This window comes from Kitasatospora sp. NPDC056138, from assembly GCF_042264695.1.
Taxonomy (GTDB): Bacteria; Actinomycetota; Actinomycetes; order Streptomycetales; family Streptomycetaceae; genus Kitasatospora.
In genome coordinates this window covers 30,101-51,842 of sequence record NZ_JBHJVK010000047.1, presented here as the reverse complement: position 1 = coordinate 51,842, position 21,742 = coordinate 30,101, and the positions used below count along the sequence as shown (strand labels likewise).

Annotated in this window: 13 protein-coding genes and 1 pseudogene; 10 read left to right on the top strand and 4 right to left on the bottom strand. The window is 74.1% G+C overall.

The genetic code is table 11. The annotated features are described in order from the left end of the window. Positions 1–127: 127 nt before the first annotated feature. From ACFC1R_RS25790 to ACFC1R_RS25780, 3 genes are all read left to right on the top strand, one after another. Positions 128–1,003 carry a sigma-70 family RNA polymerase sigma factor gene (locus ACFC1R_RS25790; RefSeq protein ID WP_375942423.1) on the top strand — a complete coding sequence of 292 codons (876 nt, stop codon included), beginning with the start codon at positions 128–130 and terminating at the stop codon, positions 1,001–1,003. A gap of 557 nt (positions 1,004–1,560) precedes the next feature. Beyond that, positions 1,561–3,123, top strand: coding sequence for a hypothetical protein (locus ACFC1R_RS25785; RefSeq protein WP_375942422.1), 1,563 nt, complete (start codon positions 1,561–1,563; stop codon positions 3,121–3,123). A 210-nt stretch (positions 3,124–3,333) separates the two neighbouring features. Then, positions 3,334–7,101, top strand: coding sequence for a BTAD domain-containing putative transcriptional regulator (locus tag ACFC1R_RS25780; protein ID WP_375942420.1), 3,768 nt, complete (start codon positions 3,334–3,336; stop codon positions 7,099–7,101). 52 nt (positions 7,102–7,153) lie between these two features. Here the strand turns inward: ACFC1R_RS25780 and ACFC1R_RS25775 are convergent, their stop codons facing one another. From ACFC1R_RS25775 to ACFC1R_RS25765, 3 genes and pseudogenes are all read right to left on the bottom strand, one after another. Next, positions 7,154–8,965: an alpha/beta hydrolase gene (locus tag ACFC1R_RS25775; RefSeq protein WP_375942418.1), complete on the bottom strand. Its 1,812-nt coding sequence runs from the start codon at positions 8,963–8,965 to the stop codon at positions 7,154–7,156. A 286-nt stretch (positions 8,966–9,251) separates the two neighbouring features. Beyond that, positions 9,252–9,455 (bottom strand): annotated as a pseudogene (locus ACFC1R_RS25770) (serine/threonine-protein phosphatase); the annotation flags it as partial. 394 nt (positions 9,456–9,849) lie between these two features. Continuing rightward, positions 9,850–11,061, bottom strand: a complete 1,212-nt coding sequence (locus ACFC1R_RS25765) for an alpha/beta hydrolase (RefSeq protein ID WP_375942416.1) — start codon at positions 11,059–11,061, stop codon at positions 9,850–9,852. A 795-nt stretch (positions 11,062–11,856) separates the two neighbouring features. On the opposite strand from ACFC1R_RS25765, the gene ACFC1R_RS25760 reads away from it, so the two are divergent. Continuing rightward, positions 11,857–12,498 carry a DUF6542 domain-containing protein gene (locus tag ACFC1R_RS25760; RefSeq protein WP_375942414.1) on the top strand — a complete coding sequence of 214 codons (642 nt, stop codon included), beginning with the start codon at positions 11,857–11,859 and terminating at the stop codon, positions 12,496–12,498. Beyond that, positions 12,491–14,155: an LCP family protein gene (locus ACFC1R_RS25755; RefSeq protein WP_375942412.1), complete on the top strand. Its 1,665-nt coding sequence runs from the start codon at positions 12,491–12,493 to the stop codon at positions 14,153–14,155. The genes ACFC1R_RS25760 and ACFC1R_RS25755 overlap by 8 nt, the downstream gene beginning before the upstream one ends. A gap of 80 nt (positions 14,156–14,235) precedes the next feature. Here ACFC1R_RS25755 and ACFC1R_RS25750 read toward each other — a convergent pair whose 3' ends face one another. Next, positions 14,236–15,168, bottom strand: coding sequence for a LysR family transcriptional regulator (locus ACFC1R_RS25750; RefSeq protein WP_375942410.1), 933 nt, complete (start codon positions 15,166–15,168; stop codon positions 14,236–14,238). Positions 15,169–15,264: 96 nt separating this feature from the next. On the opposite strand from ACFC1R_RS25750, the gene ACFC1R_RS25745 reads away from it, so the two are divergent. From ACFC1R_RS25745 to ACFC1R_RS25725, 5 genes are all read left to right on the top strand, one after another. Beyond that, complete coding sequence (locus ACFC1R_RS25745; RefSeq protein ID WP_375942408.1) at positions 15,265–15,972, top strand: succinate dehydrogenase cytochrome b subunit; 708 nt, start codon at positions 15,265–15,267, stop codon at positions 15,970–15,972. Next, positions 15,969–17,915 (top strand): fumarate reductase/succinate dehydrogenase flavoprotein subunit, encoded by a 1,947-nt coding sequence (locus tag ACFC1R_RS25740; RefSeq protein ID WP_375942407.1) that lies wholly within the window; start codon positions 15,969–15,971, stop codon positions 17,913–17,915. The genes ACFC1R_RS25745 and ACFC1R_RS25740 overlap by 4 nt, the downstream gene beginning before the upstream one ends. Further along, positions 17,912–18,646, top strand: a complete 735-nt coding sequence (locus tag ACFC1R_RS25735) for a succinate dehydrogenase/fumarate reductase iron-sulfur subunit (RefSeq protein ID WP_375942405.1) — start codon at positions 17,912–17,914, stop codon at positions 18,644–18,646. The genes ACFC1R_RS25740 and ACFC1R_RS25735 overlap by 4 nt, the downstream gene beginning before the upstream one ends. Positions 18,647–19,074: 428 nt before the next feature. Beyond that, complete coding sequence (gene asnB / locus ACFC1R_RS25730) at positions 19,075–20,928, top strand: asparagine synthase (glutamine-hydrolyzing) (RefSeq protein ID WP_375942404.1); 1,854 nt, start codon at positions 19,075–19,077, stop codon at positions 20,926–20,928. Between the two features lie 341 nt (positions 20,929–21,269). After that, complete coding sequence (locus ACFC1R_RS25725) at positions 21,270–21,689, top strand: YciI family protein (RefSeq protein WP_375942402.1); 420 nt, start codon at positions 21,270–21,272, stop codon at positions 21,687–21,689. The last annotated feature ends 53 nt before the right edge of the window (positions 21,690–21,742 follow it).

Here is a 21,742-nt window from a genome sequence, read left to right as displayed (position 1 = left end):
GCTGCACCGGTCCCGCCGTACGTGTGGGGCCGGGGGAGTCCAGGGGCCCCCGGGTACCGCGGTCTGTCACATCGGCCGGGTTCCGCGGGTCACCGCTGTGACACGAGGCGACGGAGGAGTGGGACCGATGGACCGGAACGACTTTCTGGTGGAGCAGTTCGAGGCCCACCGCTCTCATTTGCGCGCGGTGGCCTACCGCATGCTCGGTTCCCTGAGCGAGGCGGACGACGCGGTCCAGGAGACCTGGCTCCGGCTCGACCGCGCCGACAGCAGCGGCGTCGAGAACATGGGCGGATGGCTGACCACCGTCGTCGGCCGGATCTGCCTGAACATGCTGCGCTCGCGCACCTCGCGGCGCGAGGACCCGCTGGGCGTGCACGTGCCCGACCCGGTCGTCGGCCCCGCGGACGGCATGGGACCCGAGCAGCAGGCGCTGCTGGCCGACTCGGTCGGGCTCGCGCTGCTGGTGGTCCTCGACACGCTGGCCCCGGCCGAGCGGCTGGCCTTCGTCCTGCACGACATGTTCGCCGTGCCCTTCGACGAGATCGCCCCCATCGTCGGGCGCACCCCGGCCGCGACCCGCCAGCTCGCCAGCCGGGCCCGCCGCCGGGTCCGGGGAACCCCGGCCCCCGACGCCGACCTGGCCCGCCAGCGCGAGGTCGTCGACGCCTTCCTCGCCGCCGCGCGGGGCGGGGACTTCGAGGCGCTCGTCGCGGTCCTCGACCCGGACATCGTGCTGCGCACCGACGCCGGGGCGCTGCGACCGGGTGTCGTGGTGCGCGGTGCGCAGGCCGTGGCCGGCGGGGCGATCACCTTCGCACGCCTGGCGCAGGTCGCCCGGCCCGCGCTGGTCAACGGAGCCGCGGGGTTCGTGGCGATCTCGGAGGGCCGGCCGGTCTCGGTCGCGGCGTTCACGATCGCGGGCGGGAAGGTCGTCGCACTCGACATCCTCACCGATCCCGAGCGCCTCGCCCGGCTGGACCTGACGGTCCTGGACGACTGACCGGTCGGCTGCCGGCCCAGGGGTGGGACCCCGGGGCGGGGCCCCGAGGCGCGGGCCCGGCGGTGAGAGCGTGGCGCGGGCCGGAGAGTGGCGGCGGGCCGGGGCAGGCCGGGGCGGGCCGGGGTAGGGAAGGCCGGGGCGGGGCGGCGAGCCGGGCCGGAGCGCTGACCCCGTTTCCGGCTCGGGGCGGGGGCGGGGCGGGGGCGGCGGAAGGACCCGTCCTCGCCGTCCGGGAAGCCCCGGTCCGGACGGTCCTCACCTAGGCGGTCCGTGGCGGGCGACCGTCGTGGTGGTGCGCGGATGCCGTCCTTCCGGTGGGCGGCTCCTGCCGGAGAGTAGGCGCGAGCCTGGAACGGGCTTCTCCGGGGCCGGCCCCCGGAATACGGGGAAACGGTTGCCCGGCAGCGGAGTTGGCGGTGCGGGCGGTGGCGCCCGTTTGCATGTCTTCGACAAGATGATGACCCGTCAGTAACATCAGCTCTGCGGCTGTCCCACGCCGCCTGCGTCTACTGATCTCGCGCGGTCGTGTCCTCGTCCGCCGCGCCAAAGGGGACTTGTTGAACAGCACAGCCCGCATAGTCGTCCTGCCCGCCCTCGCGGCGGCGCTCGTCCTCGGCGGTTCCGCCTGCGCCGCACCGGGGGCCGGGCCGCAGGCCGCCGGGCCGGCCGGGACGCCGAGTCCCGCCGACGCCTCGGCCACCGCGGCTGCCCGCCCCGGTACGGAGGCCCTCGTGGTGGCCGCCGCCCAGCCGGGGGCGGAGCAGTCCGCCGTCAGCACTCCGGGCACGGCCGGCCGGCCCACCGCCTCCCCGGCCGCGCGCAATGTGCGGCTCGCCTCGTACGACCCGTCCACCGGCACCGCCGTGCTCACGGCCGGTACGACGGGCGGCGCCGCCGGTGGTTCCGGAGGGGCCGGTACGGCTCCGAGCGCCTCGCCGGCCGCCAGGACTCCGGGCGCCTCCGCCGCGAAGCCGTCCGCGAAGCCCTCCGTCGCAGCGTCGGCCACGGCGTCGGCCACGTCCTCCGCCGCGGCGTCGTCGGGTCCGTCCGCCGCAGCGGACACCGTACGGGCCGGTCAGCTGATCGCCAGCCCGCCGACGGCTGCGGCTCCGCAGGGGGCACTGCTCGCCGTCACGGCGGTGCAGCCGGGCAAGGACGGTTCGGTCACGGCCGCCACCCGCCCGGCGACCCTGGCCGAGCTGCTCGGGTCCTCCGAGGCGGACGGCAAGGTGGCCGTCGATCCGCACGCGATCACGGTCAAGCCGCTGGTGAAGGACCTGAAGCTGTCGTTCGGTCAGGACGCCGGCACGACGAAGGCCGATGCCTCCGGCACGCTCCAGCTCGACCTCAAGGCGCCGGTCGCGCTGCCGGGCGGGAGCGCCGAGGCCTCCGGCTCGCTGCAGCTGCACCCTGCCGTGCACTTCGCGTACCACGGTGCCGCTCAGGGCAGCCCGCGTACGGCGTCCGTCGGGTTCGACCTCGGTGCGCACGCGCAGTGGCGGGTCAGCGGCGAGCTGGCGAAGTCCACCGGCGCGCCGATCCGGGTCCCCTTCGCCGAGCTGCACGCCAACCCCGTGCTCACCGTCGGGGGCCTGCCGGTGGTGGTCAACCTCGGCCTCACCTGCTTCCTGGAGGTCAGCGCCGACGGCAAGGTGAGCGTGGACGCCGAGCAGCAGTTCGACGGTGCCTGGACGGTGCAGGCCCAGTACACCGGTGGCCACGGCTGGAGCCCGGTCACCGACACCGGTGACACCAAGGTCTCGCCGATCCGGGCGCAGCTCTCCGGCAAGGCCTCCGTCCGTGCGGGGCTCGGCGCCGAGGTGAACGTCGGCCTGTACAACGCAGTGGGCGTGGACGTCACGCTGGAGCCGTACCTGCGGGCCCAGGGCGAGGGTTCCGTCGTGGTGGACACCTCGAAGAGCGGCGGGAAGCCGCAGCTGAACGGCAGCCTCGCGCTGTACGGCGGCGTCGATCTGACGGGGGCGCTGCTGGCCCACCTGAAGATCTTCGGTACGCCGGTGGTGGAGGGCCGGATCCCGCTGCCCGTCTTCCACCGGGAGTGGCTGCTCAAGTCGGTCAGTTCGGGGGCGGCACCGGGGTCGGCCTCCTCGGCCGGGTAAGTGCCCGGACTTGCTTCGGGGTGGTACCCGGGGCGCGTCGGGGTAGTGCCCGGGGCGCTTCGGGGGTGGTGCCCGGGGCCGTGGCGGGTTGGTGCCCGCCCGGCCGCCGGGTGACACCGGGCGTTGGCGCGCAGCGGTGGGGGCGGAGGCGGCTTCCGTCGTCCGGGACAGAATGATCATCGTTCCGGGTGGGGGAAGGAGGCGCGGGCGGTGCGCATCGAGGTTCTGGGGCCGCTCCAGGTGCTGGGTGGTACGGACGGGCGGGCGATCGAGGTCGGCGGCGCGCGGTTGCGCACGCTGCTGATCAGGCTCGCGCTCGATCCCGGGCGGCTGGTCGCCAACGAGCGCCTGGTGCAGGACCTCTGGGAGGACCGGCCGCCGACCGATCCGGCCGGTGCGCTGCAGTCGCTGGTCGCCCGGCTTCGGCGTGCCCTGGACACCGACGCCGGGACCGGCCGGGCCGCGATCGGGTCGCATCCCTCGGGCTACCGGCTCGACCTGCCGCCGGACAGCGTCGACGCCTGGGCGTTCGAGCGGGCGGCGGCCCGGGGGCGGGAAGCGCTGGCGGCGGGCGAGTACGCGCGGGCCGCACAGCTGCTGGGCGGGGCCCTGACGCTCTGGCGCGGGGACCCGCTGGTGGACGCCGGTTCGGCGGGATTCGCCGTGGCACCGGTGGCCCGACTGCACGAGGTGCGGCTGTCGGCGGTCGAGGACCGGGCGGACGCCGAACTCGCCCTGGCCGGGGCCGGGGCCGACGGAGTGACCGGGGCCGCGGCCGGGGGCAGGGCCGACGGTGGAGCTCCGGCGGGGGACGGCGGTGCGGACGGCGGCGGCGCCGATGGCGCCGGGGATGGCAGTGGTGGGGACGGCGGCGGTGGGGCCGGGGCGGTACCCCGGTTGATCGCCGAGCTGACCGGACTGTGCGCCTCGCACCCGCTGCGGGAGCGGCTGTCCGCCCGGCTGATGCGGGCACTCAGCGCCGACGGCCACCATGCCGCCGCGCTGGCGGTCTACGACCGCACCCGACGGTCGCTGGCGGAGGAGCTCGGTACGGATCCGGGCCCTGAGCTGCGGGACGTCCACCTGTGGGTGCTGCGCGGCGGCGCGCCGGCGGGCGCCCGGACGGCCGATGGCGGCCGGGGAGCCGGGGCGAGGGCGGCCGGTGGACCGGCGGACGATGCGGGGCCCGGCGACGCGCGGGCAGCCGGCGTACGGGCGGACGGCGCATCGGCGGACGGTGTCCGGGCCGCCGGTACTCGTGGGGGAGCCGGGCCGGACGACGGTCGGGCCGGGCTGCCGGCCAGGCTGACCAGTTTCGTCGGCCGGGACGAGGAGTCGGCCGAGGTCCGGGAGCTGCTCGGCAGGCACCGGCTGGTGACCCTGACCGGTCCGGGCGGTGTGGGCAAGACCAGGCTGGCCGTGGAGGCAGCCGCAGGTCGGGGCGTCCCCGGGAGCGAGGTGCGGCTGGTCGAGCTGGCAGCCGTCACCGGACCCGGCGGGGTCGCCGCGGCAGTCCTGGCCGCGGTCTGCCGTCCGGCGGCCGGGGTACTGGCGGGCGGACTGCCGACCGGGACCACAGCCGCCGACTCGTCCGGCGACCCGGTCGACCGGATCGTCCAGGCCGTGGCCGGGCGCCCGGTGCTGTTGCTGCTGGACAACTGCGAGCACGTCATCGACGAGGCCGCCCACTTCGCCGACCGTCTGCTGGCCGCCGCGCCGGAGCTCCGGGTGCTGGCCACCAGCCGCGAACCGCTCGGCGTGACCGGCGAGGCGCTCCGCCCGGTGCGGCCGCTTGCCGTACCGGAGCCCGGAACCGGTCCCGAGGAGGCCCGGACGCACCCCGCCGTGGTCCTGTTCGCCGACCGTGCGGCGGCGGTCAGCCCCGGGTTCGCGGTCGACCGCGAGAGCGCCCCGCACGTGGTGCGGCTCTGCCGGGAGCTGGACGGCATCCCGCTCGCGATCGAGTTGGCGGCGGCCAGGCTGCGTTCGCTGACGCCCGCCCAGCTGGCGGAGCGGCTCGACGACCGCTTCCGGCTGCTGGCCCGGGGGAGCCGCACCGCGCTTCCCCGGCACCGTACGCTCCGCGCCGTCATCGACTGGAGCTGGGCGCTGCTGGACGAGGACGAGCGGATCCTGCTGCGGCGGCTGTCCGTGTTCTCGGGCGGGGCGACCCTCGCCGACGCGCACCGGGTGTGCGCCGAGAACTGGCCCGATGGTCACGGGCCGGACGGTCACACGCAGAGCAGTCACGCGCAGGGCGGCCACGCGCAGGGCGGCGGGACGCCGGACGGCATCCGGCTCGACCGGCCCGCCGTGCAGGACCTGCTGGCCGCTCTGGTGGACAAGTCGCTGGTGGTGATCGTCCGGGCCGGGGAGCAGGGGACGGCGGACCCGGTGACCGAGGTCCGGTACCGGCTGCTGGAGACGGTCCGCGAGTACGCGGCCGGGCGGCTCGCCGAGGCCGGGGAAGCCGAGACGGTCGGGGCGGCGCACACCAGTTGCTTCCTCGACCTCGCCGAGACCGCGGAGCCGCTGCTGCGCACCGCGGACCAACTGGCCTGGCTCGCCCGGCTCGACGCCGAGCAGGGCAATCTGGATGCCGCGCTGAGCCGCGAGATCCAGGCGGGCGCCTGCCCGGACGCTTACCCGTACGCTAATCCGGACGTCCGACCGGGCTCGGGAGAACGGGCACTGAGGCTGGCCGCCGCGCGGGTGTGGCCTTGGCTGATGCGTGGTCAGGGACACCAGGCCGGGGAGCGGACGGCCGAGGTCCTGCGGACCTTCGGCTACCTGCCGCCGCCGGGTCTCGAACAGGCCCACGGTGTCTGCGTGATCGTCGCGCAGCTCACGCTGCCGCTGCGTGCCGGCAGCGCCAGTGGTGGTGACGGTGGTGGTGACGAGGCGGCGCAGGCACTCGGTGGCGCGTTGGTGACGCTACAGCGGTCCGACCACCCGGTCGCGCTCGGTGCGGCGCTCCTCCTCGCCATGGGTGGCCCACCGGGCAGTGCCGCCCGGGTCGCGGACGAGTTCTCCGCGCACCCGGACCCGTGGACCGGGGCCGTCGCGCAGCTGATCCTCGGCCGGATCGAGCTCAGCGGCGGCCGGACGCAGCGCGCCGAGCACTGTCTGCGGACCTCGCTGCTCCGGTTCCGGCGCCTCGGTGACCGGTGGGGCCTGGCGCTGGCGCTGATCACGCTGGCGGCGCTGCTGTCCGTCACCGGGGACGCGGTCGAGGCGACGGCGGCACTGGAGGAGGCCCGGCGGTACGACGCCGAGGTCGGCGGCGCGGGGGAGTCCCCCATGCTGCTGGTGCTGTCCGGCCAACTGCGGGCGCGCAACGGTGACCTGAGCGGGGCGAGGGCGGAGCTGGAGCGGGCCCACGACATCGCCGTACGCAACGGCGACCCGCAGATGCGACTGGCTTCGCAGTATGCGAGCGGTGAACTCGCCCGGCGTGCAGGGGACTTGGAGACTGCGGTGCGGTGCCAGCAGGATGCGGTGGGTTCGTTCCGGCACCCGACTGCCGACGCTGCCGACGCCGGTAACCCTGCCGCTGCTGGTGGTGCTGCCGACCCCGGTGGCGCCGGTGCTGCCGGTGGCCCGGAGCAGCTCCGGCTTTCGGTGCTGCTGCACACCAGCCTCGGCCGTATCCAGCTGCGCCGGGGTGGCCCGGGGCAGGCCGTCCCGCTGCACCGGCGTGCGCTGGAACTGGCCGCCGACTGCGGCGACCACCCGGCCCGGGCCACGGCGCTGGAGGGGTACGCCGAGTACTGCCTCGCGCTCGGCGAGGCCGAGCGGAGTGTGGCGGCGCTGGGTGCCGCGTACGCGCTGCGCGGCACCCACGACGCCGGTGATCCGGAGCTGCGTGAGCTGCTGGACGGCTGCGTCGGCGCCCTGGGCGAGGACGGTTTCGCCGCTGCCTGGGACCGGGGCCTGGCCCTGCCGCAGCCCGAGTCCTTGTTTCTCGCCTCGGGCTGAACCCCCGTGAACTCCGGTGAGCCGGCCGGCGCCCGGGCCGGTGCCCGGCGTGTCAGCGGAGGGTGTCGAAGGGCCGGTGGTCGGGCCGGCAGACCGTTGCGGGCGGGGGCAGCACACCGTCGACCAGGTAGCGCACCTCATGGTCGGCGGCGCAGCTGCTCGGATTGGCGAGGGCGGTGTGGCCGTACCCGTCGACGGTCAGCAGACGGGCACGGCCCAGGGACCGGGCCATGGCCTGCGAGCCCTGGTACGGCATGGCCGGGTCCCCGGTGTTGGCGACGACCAGGACCGGCTGGGCGGTCGGGCGGTTCCACGGCCCGGCGTAGCGGTCCGGGTCGCCGGTCGGCCAGGCGGCGCAGCGTTCCGAGGCCCAGGCGAAGTACGGGCCGAGCTCACCCGACCTGGCCCGGGCGAGGGCGGCCTGCGCCGGGTAACCGGACCTGGCGCCCGGGTTGGCGCTGTCCTCGCACATCGCGGCCATGGCCTGCTCCTGTCCCTGGTAGCTTCCGGCCCCGGCATCGGCAGCCTTGGCCGCCGGTGCCGGTGCCGGTGCCGGTGCGGGTGCGGGTGCAGGTGCGGGCGTGCCGGAGCCGGTGGCGGTCCACAGCTGCTGGAGCTGCTGTCCGAGACCCGGCCAGCCGGCCGCCAGGCCCGGTACCGGTGCCGCCGCGTAGAGCTGGAACAGCGTGCTCTCCAGCGTGGACGCGTACGTGAAGGTCATGGCCGCCGGCGGGCTGCCGAAGGTGACCGGCTGCTGCCGCAGCCGCTGCAGCAGGGTGGTGAACTTGGCGCGGGTTCCGGCGGCGTCGCCGGACGAGAAGGCGCAGGCCGAGGGCCCGGCGTGGCCGCACTGGTCGAGGAAGGCGTTCAGGGTGCGGCCCGCCGCCACGTCGGTGCCGGTCCGCAGAAAGGCGCCCAGCCGGTCGGCCTGCCCGTCGCGGCCGGTGGACCAGGCGATCGGGTCGACGGCGCTGTCCAGGACCATCGAGCGCACCTTGCCGGGGAACAGGTTGGCGTAGGTGGCGCCCAGGTAGGTGCCGTAGGAGGTGCCGAAGTAGTTGAGCCGCTGCTCCCCGACGGCCCGGCGGAGCAGGTCCATGTCCCGGGCGACGTTCGCCGTGGACAGGTGCGGCAGCAGTGCGGCGTTGTTCCGCAGGCACTCCTGGCCGAAGCGCGCGTAGGCATCGGTCCACACCTGTTCCTGTCGGTGCCCCACCGGGAAGCCTGCGGGCACGTCGGCGAGGAAGCGACGTTCGGCCGCGTCGTCCGCGAAGCAGCGCGTCGAGGTGCTCGCGCCGATGCCCCTCGGGTCGAAGCTGACGATGTCGAACCGCGCCCGCAGCTGCTCGGGGAAGTGGGCGGTCATCGCCGGCAGCGCCTGGGTGCCCGGAACACCCGGGCCACCGGGGTTGTAGAACAGCGATCCGATCCGGTGCGCGGGGTCGGTCGCCGGGTGCCTGATCACCGCGAGGTCGATCGTGGCGCCGTGCGGGGCGCGGTAGTCCAGGGGCACGTGGGCGGTGGCGCACTGGAAACCGTCGGCACACGCCTGCCAGTCGAGCCGGGGCACTGCCGCCTCGGTCACCCCGGCCTCCGCGGTCGTCGCCGTCAGGGTTGTCGGGGTCGTCGGAGGCGGTGCGGCTCCGGCGGAGGCCGGGAGCGCCGCCACGACCAGGCCGGTGACGGCTGCGGCGGCGCGCAGCCGTCGTACGGCCGCGGCGGGCCGCCCGGCCCGCGCCGCTCGTCCGGCGGAGTCGGCCGGCACAGCGGAGACAGCGGCGGTGGCAGCGGCGGAAGCCGTGGCTGCGGGACGGGTCCGGCGGAGGCGTGCGGCCGGGTCCGAGGCATGGGAGGGGTGAGTCATCGGGAGCCCTTTCGGTGTCCGTCCGGGACGGTCGCGACATCGTCGGCTGCGACCTTCCGTCCCGGCGTGGCTCACCCTGCTCTGCTGCGCTGTCAGGGCGCTGGCAGCGCGCTGTCGGGAGGATCACTGCTCGGCGCTCGGCGCTCGGCGAACCGGTCGACCAGGCGGCCCCACAGGCCTGAGCCGGGCTCCGGCCGATTGCCCGGTGTCCCCTCGCGCAGGGCTGCACTGCCCGGTGCGGTCACTCGTGCGGCGGTGGCCGGCGTCGTCCGGGGCGAGTCGGGCGACCACCTCGGCGAGGCCCATGCAGGCCTGTTCGATCTTCGGGTATTTCGGGCAGGGCACCCGGGAGCAGTTCGCGCTGCAGCGCCTCGGCCAGTTCCACCCGGGCCTGCTGGAGTTCGGCCCGCTCCAGCGCCTGGGCGGTCAGTCGCCCGAGCTCGTTGAGCAGGTCGTCGGCGCTGGCGGGCCGGGAGCGGTGTCGGGGCATGGACCCTCCGAGGTGCACCGGGTTGTCCGGTCGCCGCAGGACCCTGTGGACGGCCGGTGCCTCGGGGTCTCGTGACCCGGCTCTCACTGCACCTCAGCGGCGGGCCCAGTCCGAGCCGGACTCGTAGCGAAACCCCGCATTCATCATATTTCTGCGGTGCGGGTACCGCTGGATGGAGCAGCGCCTCCTGCCGGCGGCGCACGGGAGGGTGAATCCGGGCGCGGCGGAAGGCGGCCGAGGGGCGGTCGGTCCGGGGCAGTGGCCGGCTGGCGGCTTCCGGGCGCGGTGGTCCCCCGGGTGCACGGTGGGCCGCGTGCCCCCGTAAGCGACTGCCCGCCGTGAGCGCCCGCGCTCCGGCAGGCAGTCGCAAGCGCACGGGGAGGTGCCGGCCAGGTCAGTGCCAGAGGGCGTCGAAGGCGTGGACGGCCTGCCGGGCGGCGGGGGCGAGGGTGGTGGCGTCAGTGGGGGAGTCGGCCGGTCGCAGGAGGTGGTCGACGTCGGGGAGGGTGACCAGACCAGGACCGGTGGTGCCGGCGGCCGCCAGGGCGGCGACCAGCGGCCCGGTCGTGGAGCAGGGGATGTCGGCGTCGGCGCTGCCGCAGGTGACCATGGTCCTGGTCCCGCCGGTCAGCCGGCGGGCCAGGTCGGGCGGGTGGACGGCGTCGTCGGTGCGGACGTACTCAGTGTCGTCGTTGAAGTCCTCGAACACGGTGGCGATCGTGCCGGGCATGCCGGTGGTGTCGGCGGTCCCTCCCGCGCGCAACTCGGCCACCGCCTGGGCGATGGCCTCCTTGACGGTGGCGGCCTGGGCGGCGGTCAGCCGGTCGGTGGCGACGGCGGCGTCGAGCTGCTGGTCCAGCCGGAGGGTGGTGAGGTCGAGCAGGCGTTCGTCCTGCGGTGCCAGCAGGGCGAGCCCGGCGGGGGCGGGCCGGCTGAGCGTGGCGACCTCCAGGGCGACCACCGCGCCCTCGCCGTGTCCGGCGAGCAGCAGCCGGTGCGGGTCGGTGGTGGGCCGGGTGGCCAGGAACCGGTAGGCGGCGTCGGCCTGGCGGACGTAGGCGGCCAGGTCGGGTGCCGCGGCCCGGCCCGCGTAGGCGCCGAGGCCGGTCAGGCCGGTGCCGTACTTGTCGTAGCGCAGGGTGGCGATTTTGTCGTCGCCCATGAGCTGGGCGAGGCCTGCGAGGGTGTCCGGTTTGAGCTGGGGCTGGTTGCCGTCGCGGTCGGTGGGGCCGCCGTCGGGGAGCAGCAGGGCGGCGGGGAGCGTGCCGCCGGCGGGGTGGGCCGGGATGTGCAGGGTGCCGTAGGTGGTGGTGCCGTCGACGACGAACGAGATGTTGTGGTCCCCGGCGGCCAGGTCGGTCCCGGCGGCGACGCCGGCCGAGGTGCCGGACGAGGTGCCGGCCGGACCGGGGGTGTCCGCACCGGCACCGGCAGGACTTGCACTGGCCGGTACGGGAGTGGCCGGTACGGCGGCCGGCCCGGCCTGGCCGGTGGCGCAGCCCGTCAGCAGTGCGGTGCCCAGGACCGGTGCGGCGGCCCTGACCAGGGCGACGGTGGCAGTGGTCGGAGCCGTCGCGGCGCGGCGCGGCCGCCTGCGTTGGCGCATGGGGTGCTCCAGGTGAGAGCGGCGGCCGGCGGTGGCAGTGGCGGACCGCGATGCGTCCGGGGGCTCAGAACCCAGGTATAGGCGATGGCCCGGCATCCCGCGAGGCGGTGACGGCTGCCTCGGGCACGGAGCCGGGCACGGAGCCGGGCGCAGTGCGGGCGCGGGTGCAGCCGTCGGGCAGGCGCGGGTACGGGCGCGGGCGCCGGTCGCCGGGCGGGTGTGTCCGGCCGGACCGTGGGAGCCCCCGCCTGGCCGGGGGAGCCGGAAGTGCGCGGATCACCGGGCGAGTTCGCGCCTGCGCCGCGCCGGATGCGCCGGGTCCGTTGCCGCGGGCGTGAGCTCGCGCCGGCCGGACCGCGAGTACCCTGCGCAGCCGCTGTGACCTGCAAAGGCGCCGCGCCGACCGGGTCGCGGCCGGGTGGGGTGCCACCGGCGTGCGGCAGGCGGGTCTTCGGGGCCGCCGGCGGGTGCGGCCGGGTTGCCGGGTCGGGCACCGCCACCGCTGCGCCCGTCGCTCGTTGCACGTAGGCGAGTGGTGGACGGCTTACACCCCTGCGGGTGACTTCGAGGGAGTGCCTTTGTATGCTTCGCTCATTCTCTACACGTCTGTAGAACTTGGTGGGAGGCCCGTGAGGGCGGCCCGGGCGTCGGAGCCGGCGTTCGGGCGTTGCGTGTCCAGGTGGTGACGAGGGCGCACTCGCGCTCCTGTGCCGCCCGTCCGCTGCCCATCCGCATCGGCCGGGTGCCGAGGCCGGACGTGGTAGTGCAGCAGCCGAGCGAACAAGGGGTGTGGGCATGGCGGGACAACGGGCGCGCGCGCCCTACGACGAGGCGGAGGTACGGCGTCAGCGCCCGGTTCCGTCCGCCCGGCGTTCGGGCGAGGGTGCGGCGGGGCGTACCGGCGGGGCTCCGCCGCGGCGTCCCGAGCAGACCGGACAGGTTCCGGGCCGGCGCGGGCAGTCCGCCTTCCCGGGCCCCCGCACGTCGGCGGCCGGGGGTGCCGGAGCGCGCGGCGGCCAGCGGGACGCGCGTGCGGCGAACGTCCGACGCGGCGCCGGGGCACCCGCGGGCCGGCTGCCCGCGGTCTACCCGGCGATCGGACTGCCGCTGTTCGGTGCCGCGGTCGATGCGGTGGCCGGGTCCGGGGTCGGTGTGGTGTTCGCGGTCTGTGCGGTGCTGGGCGCGGCGCTCGCCACGCTGGTCAGCAGCCGGGCCGGCTGGTGGTGGGTGGTCACCTCCGCGCCCGTGGTGGTGCTCGTGGTCGCGGTCGGGGCCGAGTACCTCGCCGACGGCGACCGGTACCAGGGCAAGGCGCTGGCGACCGGGGCACTGCGCTGGGTGACCCACGCCTTCCCGGTGATGGCGGCGGCGGTGCTGGCCGCGTTGCTGGCGGTCGGCGTCCGGATGCTGCGTGAGGGAAGGGGCCGTCGTGGCTGACAGCGGGCAGGGACAGGCTCGGCCGCGCAGGCCGCAGGGCGGCAGGCCCGCCCGGTCGCGGCTCTCGCCGGCGCTGGTCGCCGGACGGGCCGCGGCCTGCGCGGTCTCGGTGGCGGTGCTCGGCGCGAGCGGCTTCACCTGGTACGAACTCAAGGACCTGTCCGACGGGTTGACCACCTCCAGCGCGCTGGACGAGGCCAGGCGCAACGCGCCGCCGCACCTGGACAAGTCCGTCAACCTGCTGCTGATCGGCCTGGACAGCCGCAAGGACATGGACGGCAACGACCTGCCGCCGGACGTGGTCGAGAACGAGCTGCACGCGGGCAGCAGCAGCGACATCGGCGGCTACAACACCAACTCCCTGATCGTGCTGCACATCCCGGCCAACGGCGGCAAGGTGACGGCGCTGTCCGTCCCGCGCGACGACTACGTCCAGACGGTCGGCGCCGACGGCAGGATGCACAAGATCAAGGAGGCGTACGGGATCGCCAAGGACGCCGCCGAGGGCAAGCTGCAGGGCAAGGGCCTGTCCAAGGCGGAGCTGGAGCGGCAGAGCCGGGAGGCCGGGCGTTCGGCGACCATCCAGACCGTCCAGAAGCTCCTCGACATCCCGATCGACCACTTCGCCGAGGTCAACCTGATCGGCTTCTACGACATCGCCAAGGCGCTGCAGCCGATCAGGGTCTGCCTCAACCACCCGGTGAGCGACCCGATCGTCGCCCGGACGGCCACCCACGAGGGCGGCGGCACCGGGCTCAAGCTCCCCGCCGGGTACAGCGACCTGAACGCGGCGGACGCGCTCTCCTTCGTCCGCCAGCGGCACAACCTGCCCAACGGCGACCTCGACCGAACGCACCGTCAGCAGGCGTTCATCGCCTCGGTCGAGTACAAGCTCAAGCAGCAGGGCGTGGTGGGCGACCTCGGCCAGATGCAGAAGCTGTTCGACGTGGTGAAGAAGGACGTGGTCATCGACAACCGGTGGGACATCCTGGACTTCGCCCAGCAGGCGCCCAACCTCACCGGTGGCAACGTCGAGTTCAACACCCTGCCGATCAGCGGCTTCAGGACCATCGGCGGCGAGGCCGTCAACACCGTCAACCCCGACCTGATCAAGCGGATCGTCCAGCAGCTGTTCGGCCACGACACGGCGCCCGTGCCCGCCCCCTCCGACAGCGGCGGCGGCAGCGGCGGCAGCGGCGACCCGGGGGCCTCCCCGGCGGCGGACTCCGGCAGCCCGCTCAGGGGCACGGTGGACGTCTACAACGCGTCGAACGTGTCCAGGGCGGCTGCCAACGAGTCCAGGGCGCTGGCCGACCTGGGCCTCAAGGCCGGACGGGTCGGCGAGGCGGGCAGCCACCCGAGGTCCACCACCGTGGTCTACGGGGCCGGGGCCAAGGGCAGCGCCGAGCAGGTCGCGGCCCGGTACGGGGTGACCGCGACCGCCTCCTCGGCGGTCCCGGCGGGCCGCATCGTGGTGACCCTGGGAACCTCGTACACGGCCGCGTCGGCCACGAGCTCGAACGACCCGTCGGACGACGCGGGTTCGGACCAGGGCTCCGCCGCGCCGGGCGACGGCGACGCCACCCCGGACCCGGCGTCCACGCTGCCGATGCAGGGCCCGGCCGTGAAGGCGGGCGGCATCCCCTGCGTCGACTGAGCCCTTGGTCCCGGGCCGGGGCACCGCCGTCACCCGCCCCCTCCGCCGCCCGGTGGGGAGGCCCCGCTCCGGCCGGGGCGCTACCCGGCGGTGGGGAGCAGGCGGGTGCCCGAGGGGAGGGAGCCCTGGGCGGCGGCGGTGCGCAGGTGGCCGAGGAGGGTGGCGCGCAGCTGTGCCGCCGCCCGGGTGAGCGGGACGTCACGGCCGTGGGCCAGGGCGATGGTGCGTCCGAGGCCGGGGCCGGCGAAGGCGGCCAGGTGGAGGCCGGAGCGGGCGGCAACCATGCCGGGGACGACCGCGGGGCCGAGCCCGGCCCGGACGAAGCCGAGCACGGCGTCCAACTCGCCGCCCTCGACGGCGAACCGCGGTTCGAACCCGGCCGCCCGGCAGGCGGCGAGCGCGCTCTCCCGCAAGGCGTACCCCTTGCGGAACATCACCAGCGGCCGGTCCCGCAGCTCCTCGACCCGGACGCGCTTGCGGGGCAGGCGGGTCGACGAGACCAGGACCAGCTGCTCGTGCAGCAGCTCGGTGACCTCCAGCGCGGGCGGGGCGACCTCGCCCGCCTCCGGGGCGATGACCAGCGCGAGGTCGAGCTCGCCGCTGCCCAGCGCGTCGACCAGGTCCTGCGAGCCGCCCTCCAGGACCGCCAGTTCGACGCCGGGGTGGTTGTGCCGGAACGCGCCCAGCACGTCCGGCACCAGGCTGCCGCACAGGCTCGGCGGGGCGCCCAACCGCACGCGCCCGCGCCGCAGTTGGACCACCTCCTGGACGGCGAGCCGGGCGCTGTCCGCGTCGGCGAGGATCCGCCGGGCGAGCGGCAGCAGCGTGGCGCCCGCGTCGGTGAGGGTGATGTTCCCCCGGGTGCGGTGGAACAGTTCGGCGCCCAACTCCCGCTCCAGTGACCGGATCTGCTGGGAGAGCGAGGGCTGCGAGACATGTGTCAGGTCGGCCGCCCGGGTGAAGTTGCGGGTCTCGGCGACCGCCGCGAAGTAGCGGAGCTGCTGCAGCTGCATGCCCCGACTATAGGCAGCATCGATAGGCCGTGCCTATCGTGGCGAGCCGCATCATGTCTTGGACGTACCGTGGAGCGCGTTCCTACCGTGTTCGGCATGGCACTCGCGACTGGGACGGGCCGGAGGCGTCCGTCGACCCTCCTGACACTCTGGCGCTCGACCGTGGGCAAGAAGGCGGTCATGGCCGTCAGCGGCGCGGTCATGCTGCTCTACCTGGTGGGGCACCTGCTCGGAAACCTGAAGGTCTTCTTCGGCCCCGACGAGCTCAACGGGTACGCGGCCTGGCTGAGGACGGTCGGCGAGCCCTTCCTGCGGCACGGCTGGTTCGTCTGGCTGGCCCGGGTGGTCCTGCTGGCCTCCGTGCTGGCCCACGGCACGGCGGCGTACCAGCTGAGCAGGCGCGACCGGGCGGCCCGGCCGCAGGGCTACGCGCACCGGCGGCGGCAGTCCGACTACGCCACCAGGACGATGCGCTGGGGCGGGGTGATCCTGGCGCTGTTCGTGGTCTGGCACCTGCTGGACCTGACCACCCTCACGGTGAACCCGAGGGCCGAGGCCGACCACCCGTACCAGAACCTGGTCGCCTCCTTCTCGACCTGGTACGGCGGCGGCATCTACATCGTGGCGATGCTCGCGCTCGGTCTGCACATCCGGCACGGCTTCTGGAGCGCCGCGCAGACCCTCGGCGTCAACAACCCGCGCCGCGACCGGGCGTTGAAGGTCTCCGCCAACCTGCTCGCCCTGGTACTGACACTGGGCTTCATCTCCATTCCCGTGGCCGTCATGACCGGAGTCGTCCGATGACCTCGTACCTCGACTACACAGTGGGACAGCCGATCTCGGACGCCAAGGCGCCGGACGGGCCGATCGAGCAGCGCTGGGACCGGCGGCGCTTCGAGGCGGGGCTGGTGAACCCGGCCAACCGGCGCAAGCACCGCGTGATCGTCGTCGGCACCGGGCTCGCGGGCGGTGCGGCCGGCGCCACCCTGGCCGAACAGGGCTACCACGTCGAGCAGTTCTGCTTCCAGGACTCGCCGCGCCGCGCGCACTCGATCGCCGCGCAGGGCGGCATCAACGCCGCCAAGAACTACCGCAACGACGGCGACAGCGTCCGCCGGCTGTTCTACGACACCGTCAAGGGCGGCGACTTCAGGGCGCGGGAGTCCAACGTCCACCGCCTGGCGCAGATCTCGGTGGAGATCATCGACCAGTGCGTCGCCCAGGGCGTGCCGTTCGCCCGCGAGTACGGCGGACTGCTGGACACCCGCTCCTTCGGCGGGGTCCAGGTCTCCCGGACCTTCTACGCCCGGGGCCAGACCGGACAGCAGCTGCTGCTCGGCGCCTACCAGGCACTCTCCCGGCAGATCGCGGCCGGCAACGTCGCCATGCACCCGCGCACCGAGATGCTGGACCTGATCGTGGTCGACGGCCGGGCCCGGGGCATCGTCGCCCGGGACCTGGTGACCGGCGAGGTCTCCAGCCACCTCGCGGACGCCGTGGTGCTGGCGAGCGGCGGTTACGGCAACGTCTTCTACCTCTCCACCAACGCCAAGAACTCCAACGCGACGGCGATCTGGCGCGCCCACCGGCGGGGCGCCTACTTCGCCAACCCCTGCTTCACCCAGATCCACCCGACCTGCATCCCGCGCTCGGGCGACCACCAGTCCAAGCTCACCCTGATGAGCGAGTCGCTGCGCAACGACGGCCGGATCTGGGTGCCCAGGGCGGTCGGCGACACCCGCCAGCCGCAGGACATCCCCGAGCAGGAAAGGGACTACTACCTGGAGCGGATCTACCCCGCCTTCGGCAACCTGGTCCCGCGTGACATCGCCTCCCGCGCCGCCAAGGTGGTCTGCGACGAGGGACGCGGCGTGGGGCCCGGCGGCCAGGGCGTCTACCTCGACTTCGCCGACGCCATCGGCCGGCTGGGACGGGCGGCCGTGGAGGCCAGGTACGGGAACCTGTTCGAGATGTACGAGCGGATCACCGCCGAGGACCCGTACCGGGTGCCGATGCGGATCTACCCCGCGATCCACTACACCATGGGCGGGCTGTGGGTGGACTACGACCTGCAGACCACCGTGCCGGGCCTGTTCGCGATCGGCGAGGCCAACTTCTCCGACCACGGCGCCAACCGGCTCGGCGCCAGCGCGCTGATGCAGGGGCTGGCCGACGGCTACTTCGTCCTGCCCGCCACCCTCGCCGACTACCTGGCGCGGCAGCCGGGCGCGCCCGTCGAGGCCGGCCATCCGGCGGTCCTGGAGGCCGTCGCGGACGCCACCGGCCTGCTCGACCGGCTGCTGGCCGTCGACGGCGACCGGACCCCCGACTCCTTCCACCGCGAACTCGGCGGACTCCTGTGGGACGAGTGCGGCATGGCCCGCGACGAGGCCGGGCTCCGCCGCGCGCTGGAGCGGATCCCGCAGCTGCGCGCGGAGTTCTGGCAGCGGATCAAGGTGCCGGGCACCGGCGAACAGCTCAACCAGTCGCTGGAGAAGGCGAACCGGCTGATCGACTACTTCGAGCTCGCCGAACTCATGTGCCTGGACGCCCTGCACCGCACCGAGTCCTGCGGCGGCCACTTCCGGGAGGAGAGCCGCACCCCCGACGGCGAGGCCGAGCGCCGGGACGAGGAGTTCTCGTACGCGGCGGCCTGGGAGTTCGCGGGCACCGGCAGCGCCCCGGTGCTGCACCAGGAGCAGCTCGTCTTCGAGTACGTCCACCCCACCCAGCGGAGCTACGCATGAACCTCACCCTGCGGATCTGGCGGCAGCCGGGACCCGACGCACCCGGCGCGCTCACCACCTACCAGGTCGGCGGGATCAGCCCGGACATGTCCTTCCTGGAGATGCTCGACACCCTCAACGAGGAGCTGATCCTGCGCGGCGAGGAGCCCGTCGCCTTCGACCACGACTGCCGGGAGGGCATCTGCGGCGCCTGCGGCATGGTCATCAACGGCCGGGCGCACGGCCCGGAGCGCACCACCACCTGCCAGTTGCACATGCGGCACTTCGAGGACGGCGACACCATCGACGTCGAGCCCTGGCGCTCCGCCGCCTTCCCGGTCGTCCGCGACCTGGTGGTGGACCGCTCCGCGTTCGACCGCATCATCGGCTCCGGCGGCTACATCACGGCCCCGACCGGCAGTGCCCCCGAGGCGCACGCCACCCCCGTCCCCAAGGAGACCGCCGACCTGGCCTTCGAGCACGCCGAGTGCATCGGCTGCGGGGCCTGCGTGGCGGCCTGCCCCAACGGCTCCGCGATGCTCTTCACGGCCGCCAAGGTGGTCCACCTCAACCTGCTGCCGCAGGGCGCCCCCGAGCGCGGCAGCCGGGTCCGCGGCATGGTCGCCGCGATGGACGCGGAGGGCTTCGGCGGCTGCACCAACACGGGCGAGTGCGCCACCGCCTGCCCCAAGGGCATCCCGCTGTCGGGCATCTCCGTGCTCAACCGCGAGTACCTGCGCAGCCTGCGGTAGCCCTCCGGGGTGCGGGCCGCCGCATCAGGGGCGTGGGAGCTCGACTCCCGCGCCCCTGAGGGCTTTCCGGCTCCGCCGGGCGGCTTCGCGTCACCCGCGAGGAGTCCTCGACCTGACGGTGTTCGGTGTGATGGGTTGCCCGGGTTTTCCGCCTGACGGCACGATCACAGAGCGGATTCGGCCCGGGGTGGCAGCACCACACCCGTGAGATGGAGCAGGGGAGAACGGGATCGGTGCAGAGGTTTTGACGGCGACGTCGAGTACGCCTCGGAAGGTGTCGATGGCCGAATGCGCCCTTCCGATGCGCCGTAGACACGGATCTGCGCCATGTCTTCGTAAAGCTGCCCGCGCCAAGCAGGGTCCGTGGGACCCGCCGGGTGCTGATGCACGCATCACACGACAATTCTTGACGAGAGGAATCCTGTCTCATGTGCGGCCTTACCGGTTGGGTGAGTTACGGGCGTGACCTGTCGGCCTTCGCGGACCTCGCCGACGCGATGACGCACACCATGGAGTGCCGCGGCCCCGACGCCGGCGGACTCTGGACCTCCGAGCACGCCATCCTGGGACACCGCCGACTGGCGATCATCGACCTCGAGGGCGGCAAGCAGCCCATGATCGCCGCTGACGCGGAGATCACCCAGGCGGTCCTGACCTACACCGGTGAGGTGTACAACTTCCGCGAGCTGCGCGAGGAACTGAAGGGCCTGGGCCACGAGTTCCGCACCACCAGCGACACCGAGGTGGTGCTGCGCGCCTACGTCGAGTGGGGCACCGGCTTCGCCGAGAAGCTCAACGGCATCTACGCCTTCGCGATCTGGGACGCCCGCACCGAGGAACTGCTGCTCGTCCGTGACCGGATGGGCGTCAAGCCGCTGTACTACTACCCGACGTCCGACGGTGTGCTCTTCGGCTCGGAGCCGAAGGCGATCCTGGCCCACCCGGAGTCCGAGGCGGTCATCGACCGCGAGGGCCTCCAGGAGATCTTCTCCATCGTGAAGACCCCGGGCCACGCGGTGTTCCGCGGCATGCACGAGGTCCGCCCCGGCACCATCGTGCGCTTCACCCGCGAGGGCCACCGCGAGGAGCGCTACTGGCAGCTCCGGGCCGTCCCGCACACCGACGACCAGGACGCGACCATCGCCAAGGTCCGCGAGCTGCTGGAGGACATCGTCGACCGCCAGCTGGTCGCTGACGTCACCGTCGGCACCCTGCTCTCGGGCGGCCTGGACTCCAGCGCGGTCACCGCGCTGGCCGCGAAGGCGCTGAAGAAGCAGGGCGTCGAGACGCCGATCAAGGCCTTCTCGGTCGACTTCACCGGTCACGAGACCCGCTTCCAGTCGAACGTCCAGTGGGCCGACCCGGACACCCCGTACGCGATCCAGGTCGCCGAGCACGTCGGCGCCGAGCACATCGTCGTCGAGCTGAACAACGAGGACATCCTCGACGACGACGTCCGCGACCAGGTGCTGCGCGCCCAGGACCTGCCGGTCTCCACCGGTGACATGGAGTACTCGCTGCTCATCCTGTGCCGCGCGCTCAAGGAGCAGATGACCGTCGCCCTCTCCGGCGAGGCCTCGGACGAGCTCTTCGGCGGCTACACCTGGTTCCACGACGAGGGCGCCGTCAACGGCGACACCTTCCCGTGGCACCACCCCTTCGAGCAGGCCGGCGGCATCGGCGCCCTGCGCACGGTCGGCCTGTGGGACCGCCTCGGCCTGACCGAGTACGTCAAGCAGCGCTACGAGCAGGCGCTGGCCGAGGTCCCCCGGCTGGAGGGCGAGAGCGGCCTCGAGGAGCGGATGCGCGAGCTGACGTACCTCAACCTGACCCGCTGGGAGAACTTCCTGCTGGACCGCAAGGACCGCATCAGCATGGCGGTCAGCCTCGAGGTCCGGGTGCCGTTCACCGACCACCGCCTGGTCGAGTACGTCTACAACACCCCCTGGTCGATCAAGAGCTTCGACGGCCGGGAGAAGAGCCTGCTGCGCGCCGCGATGCGCGGCCTGCTGCCGGACGAGGTGCTGGACCGCAAGAAGAACCCGTACCCCTCCACCCAGGACGAGAAGTACGAACTCGCCCTGCGCGACCGGGTCGAGGGCATCCTGGTCGAGGGCGCCCCGGTGTTCAGGATCGTGTCCGAGGAGGAGGTCCGCCGCCTGCTCGACGTCCCGGCCGGCTCCTACAACGTGGGTGGTCCCTGGAGCGCCCGCGCCATCCTCGAGCGCCTGATCGAGTTCAACAACTGGGTCACTGAGTACAACGTCACGGTCGACATCTGACCGGCCCGACCCGACCGGCCCGACCGCCGTGCGCCACGCCCCGACCGGACTCCTGCTCCGGTCGGGGCGCCGTGCTGCCGCGGGCCGCCGGACCTCCACCCCGATGGCCCGGCCCGGCGCGCCGGAGGAGGCGGCCGGGGCGATCCTGTTCCTGGCCCCGACGAGGCGAGCTCCGTCACCGGGGCGCTGCCGCCCGCGGACGGCGGCCACCCGGCGCGGCCGGGGCTGCCGGAGCCCGCTCGAAAAGATCTCCGCACCCGCTGTCGAGAACGCCGGACCCCGTTCGACGCAGAGGTAGGGCCCGGAAGGACGGGCCGAGGACCGACCGAGGAGACACGGCGATGCGATTCATGATGCTGGTCAAGGCCACCGCGGAGAGCGAGGCCGGGGTGCTTCCCACCGCCGAGATGATCGCCGAGATGGGCAGGTACAACGAGCAGCTGGACAAGGCCGGGGTGCTGCTCGCCCTCGACGGGCTGCAGGCCAGTTCCAAGGGCGCCAGGATCAGCTACGACGGCGAGCGGCGCACGGTCACCGACGGCCCGTTCGCCGAGGCCAAGGAGCTGATCGCGGGCTACTGGGTGATCCAGGTGAAGTCCCGGGAGGAAGCGATCGAGTGGGCCACCCGGGTGCCCTTCCGGGAGGGCGAGGTGCAACTGCGGCAGGTCTTCGACCCGTCGGACTTCCCGGCCGACATCCTGCCGCCCGAGGCCGCCGAGCGTGAGATCGCCTGGCGGGCCGAGCACGAGTCCAAGGGGTAGTCCGCGCCCGGCCCGGCCCCGCCCCGGGGACCCGGATCGCTGGCGCGGTGGGG

Excerpts from the sequence above, each read along its gene's own strand:
- ACFC1R_RS25735 (WP_375942405.1), top strand. The coding sequence starts at position 17,912 with ATGAACCTCACCCTGCGGATCTGGCGGCAGCCGGGACCCGACGCACCC.
- ACFC1R_RS25725 (WP_375942402.1), top strand. The coding sequence starts at position 21,270 with ATGCGATTCATGATGCTGGTCAAGGCCACCGCGGAGAGCGAGGCCGGG.
- ACFC1R_RS25765 (WP_375942416.1), bottom strand. The coding sequence starts at position 11,061 with ATGCGCCAACGCAGGCGGCCGCGCCGCGCCGCGACGGCTCCGACCACT.
- ACFC1R_RS25790 (WP_375942423.1), top strand. The coding sequence starts at position 128 with ATGGACCGGAACGACTTTCTGGTGGAGCAGTTCGAGGCCCACCGCTCT.
- ACFC1R_RS25775 (WP_375942418.1), bottom strand. The coding sequence starts at position 8,965 with ATGACTCACCCCTCCCATGCCTCGGACCCGGCCGCACGCCTCCGCCGG.
- ACFC1R_RS25740 (WP_375942407.1), top strand. The coding sequence starts at position 15,969 with ATGACCTCGTACCTCGACTACACAGTGGGACAGCCGATCTCGGACGCC.
- ACFC1R_RS25750 (WP_375942410.1), bottom strand. The coding sequence starts at position 15,168 with ATGCAGCTGCAGCAGCTCCGCTACTTCGCGGCGGTCGCCGAGACCCGC.
- ACFC1R_RS25760 (WP_375942414.1), top strand. The coding sequence starts at position 11,857 with ATGGCGGGACAACGGGCGCGCGCGCCCTACGACGAGGCGGAGGTACGG.
- asnB (WP_375942404.1), top strand. The coding sequence starts at position 19,075 with ATGTGCGGCCTTACCGGTTGGGTGAGTTACGGGCGTGACCTGTCGGCC.
- ACFC1R_RS25745 (WP_375942408.1), top strand. The coding sequence starts at position 15,265 with ATGGCACTCGCGACTGGGACGGGCCGGAGGCGTCCGTCGACCCTCCTG.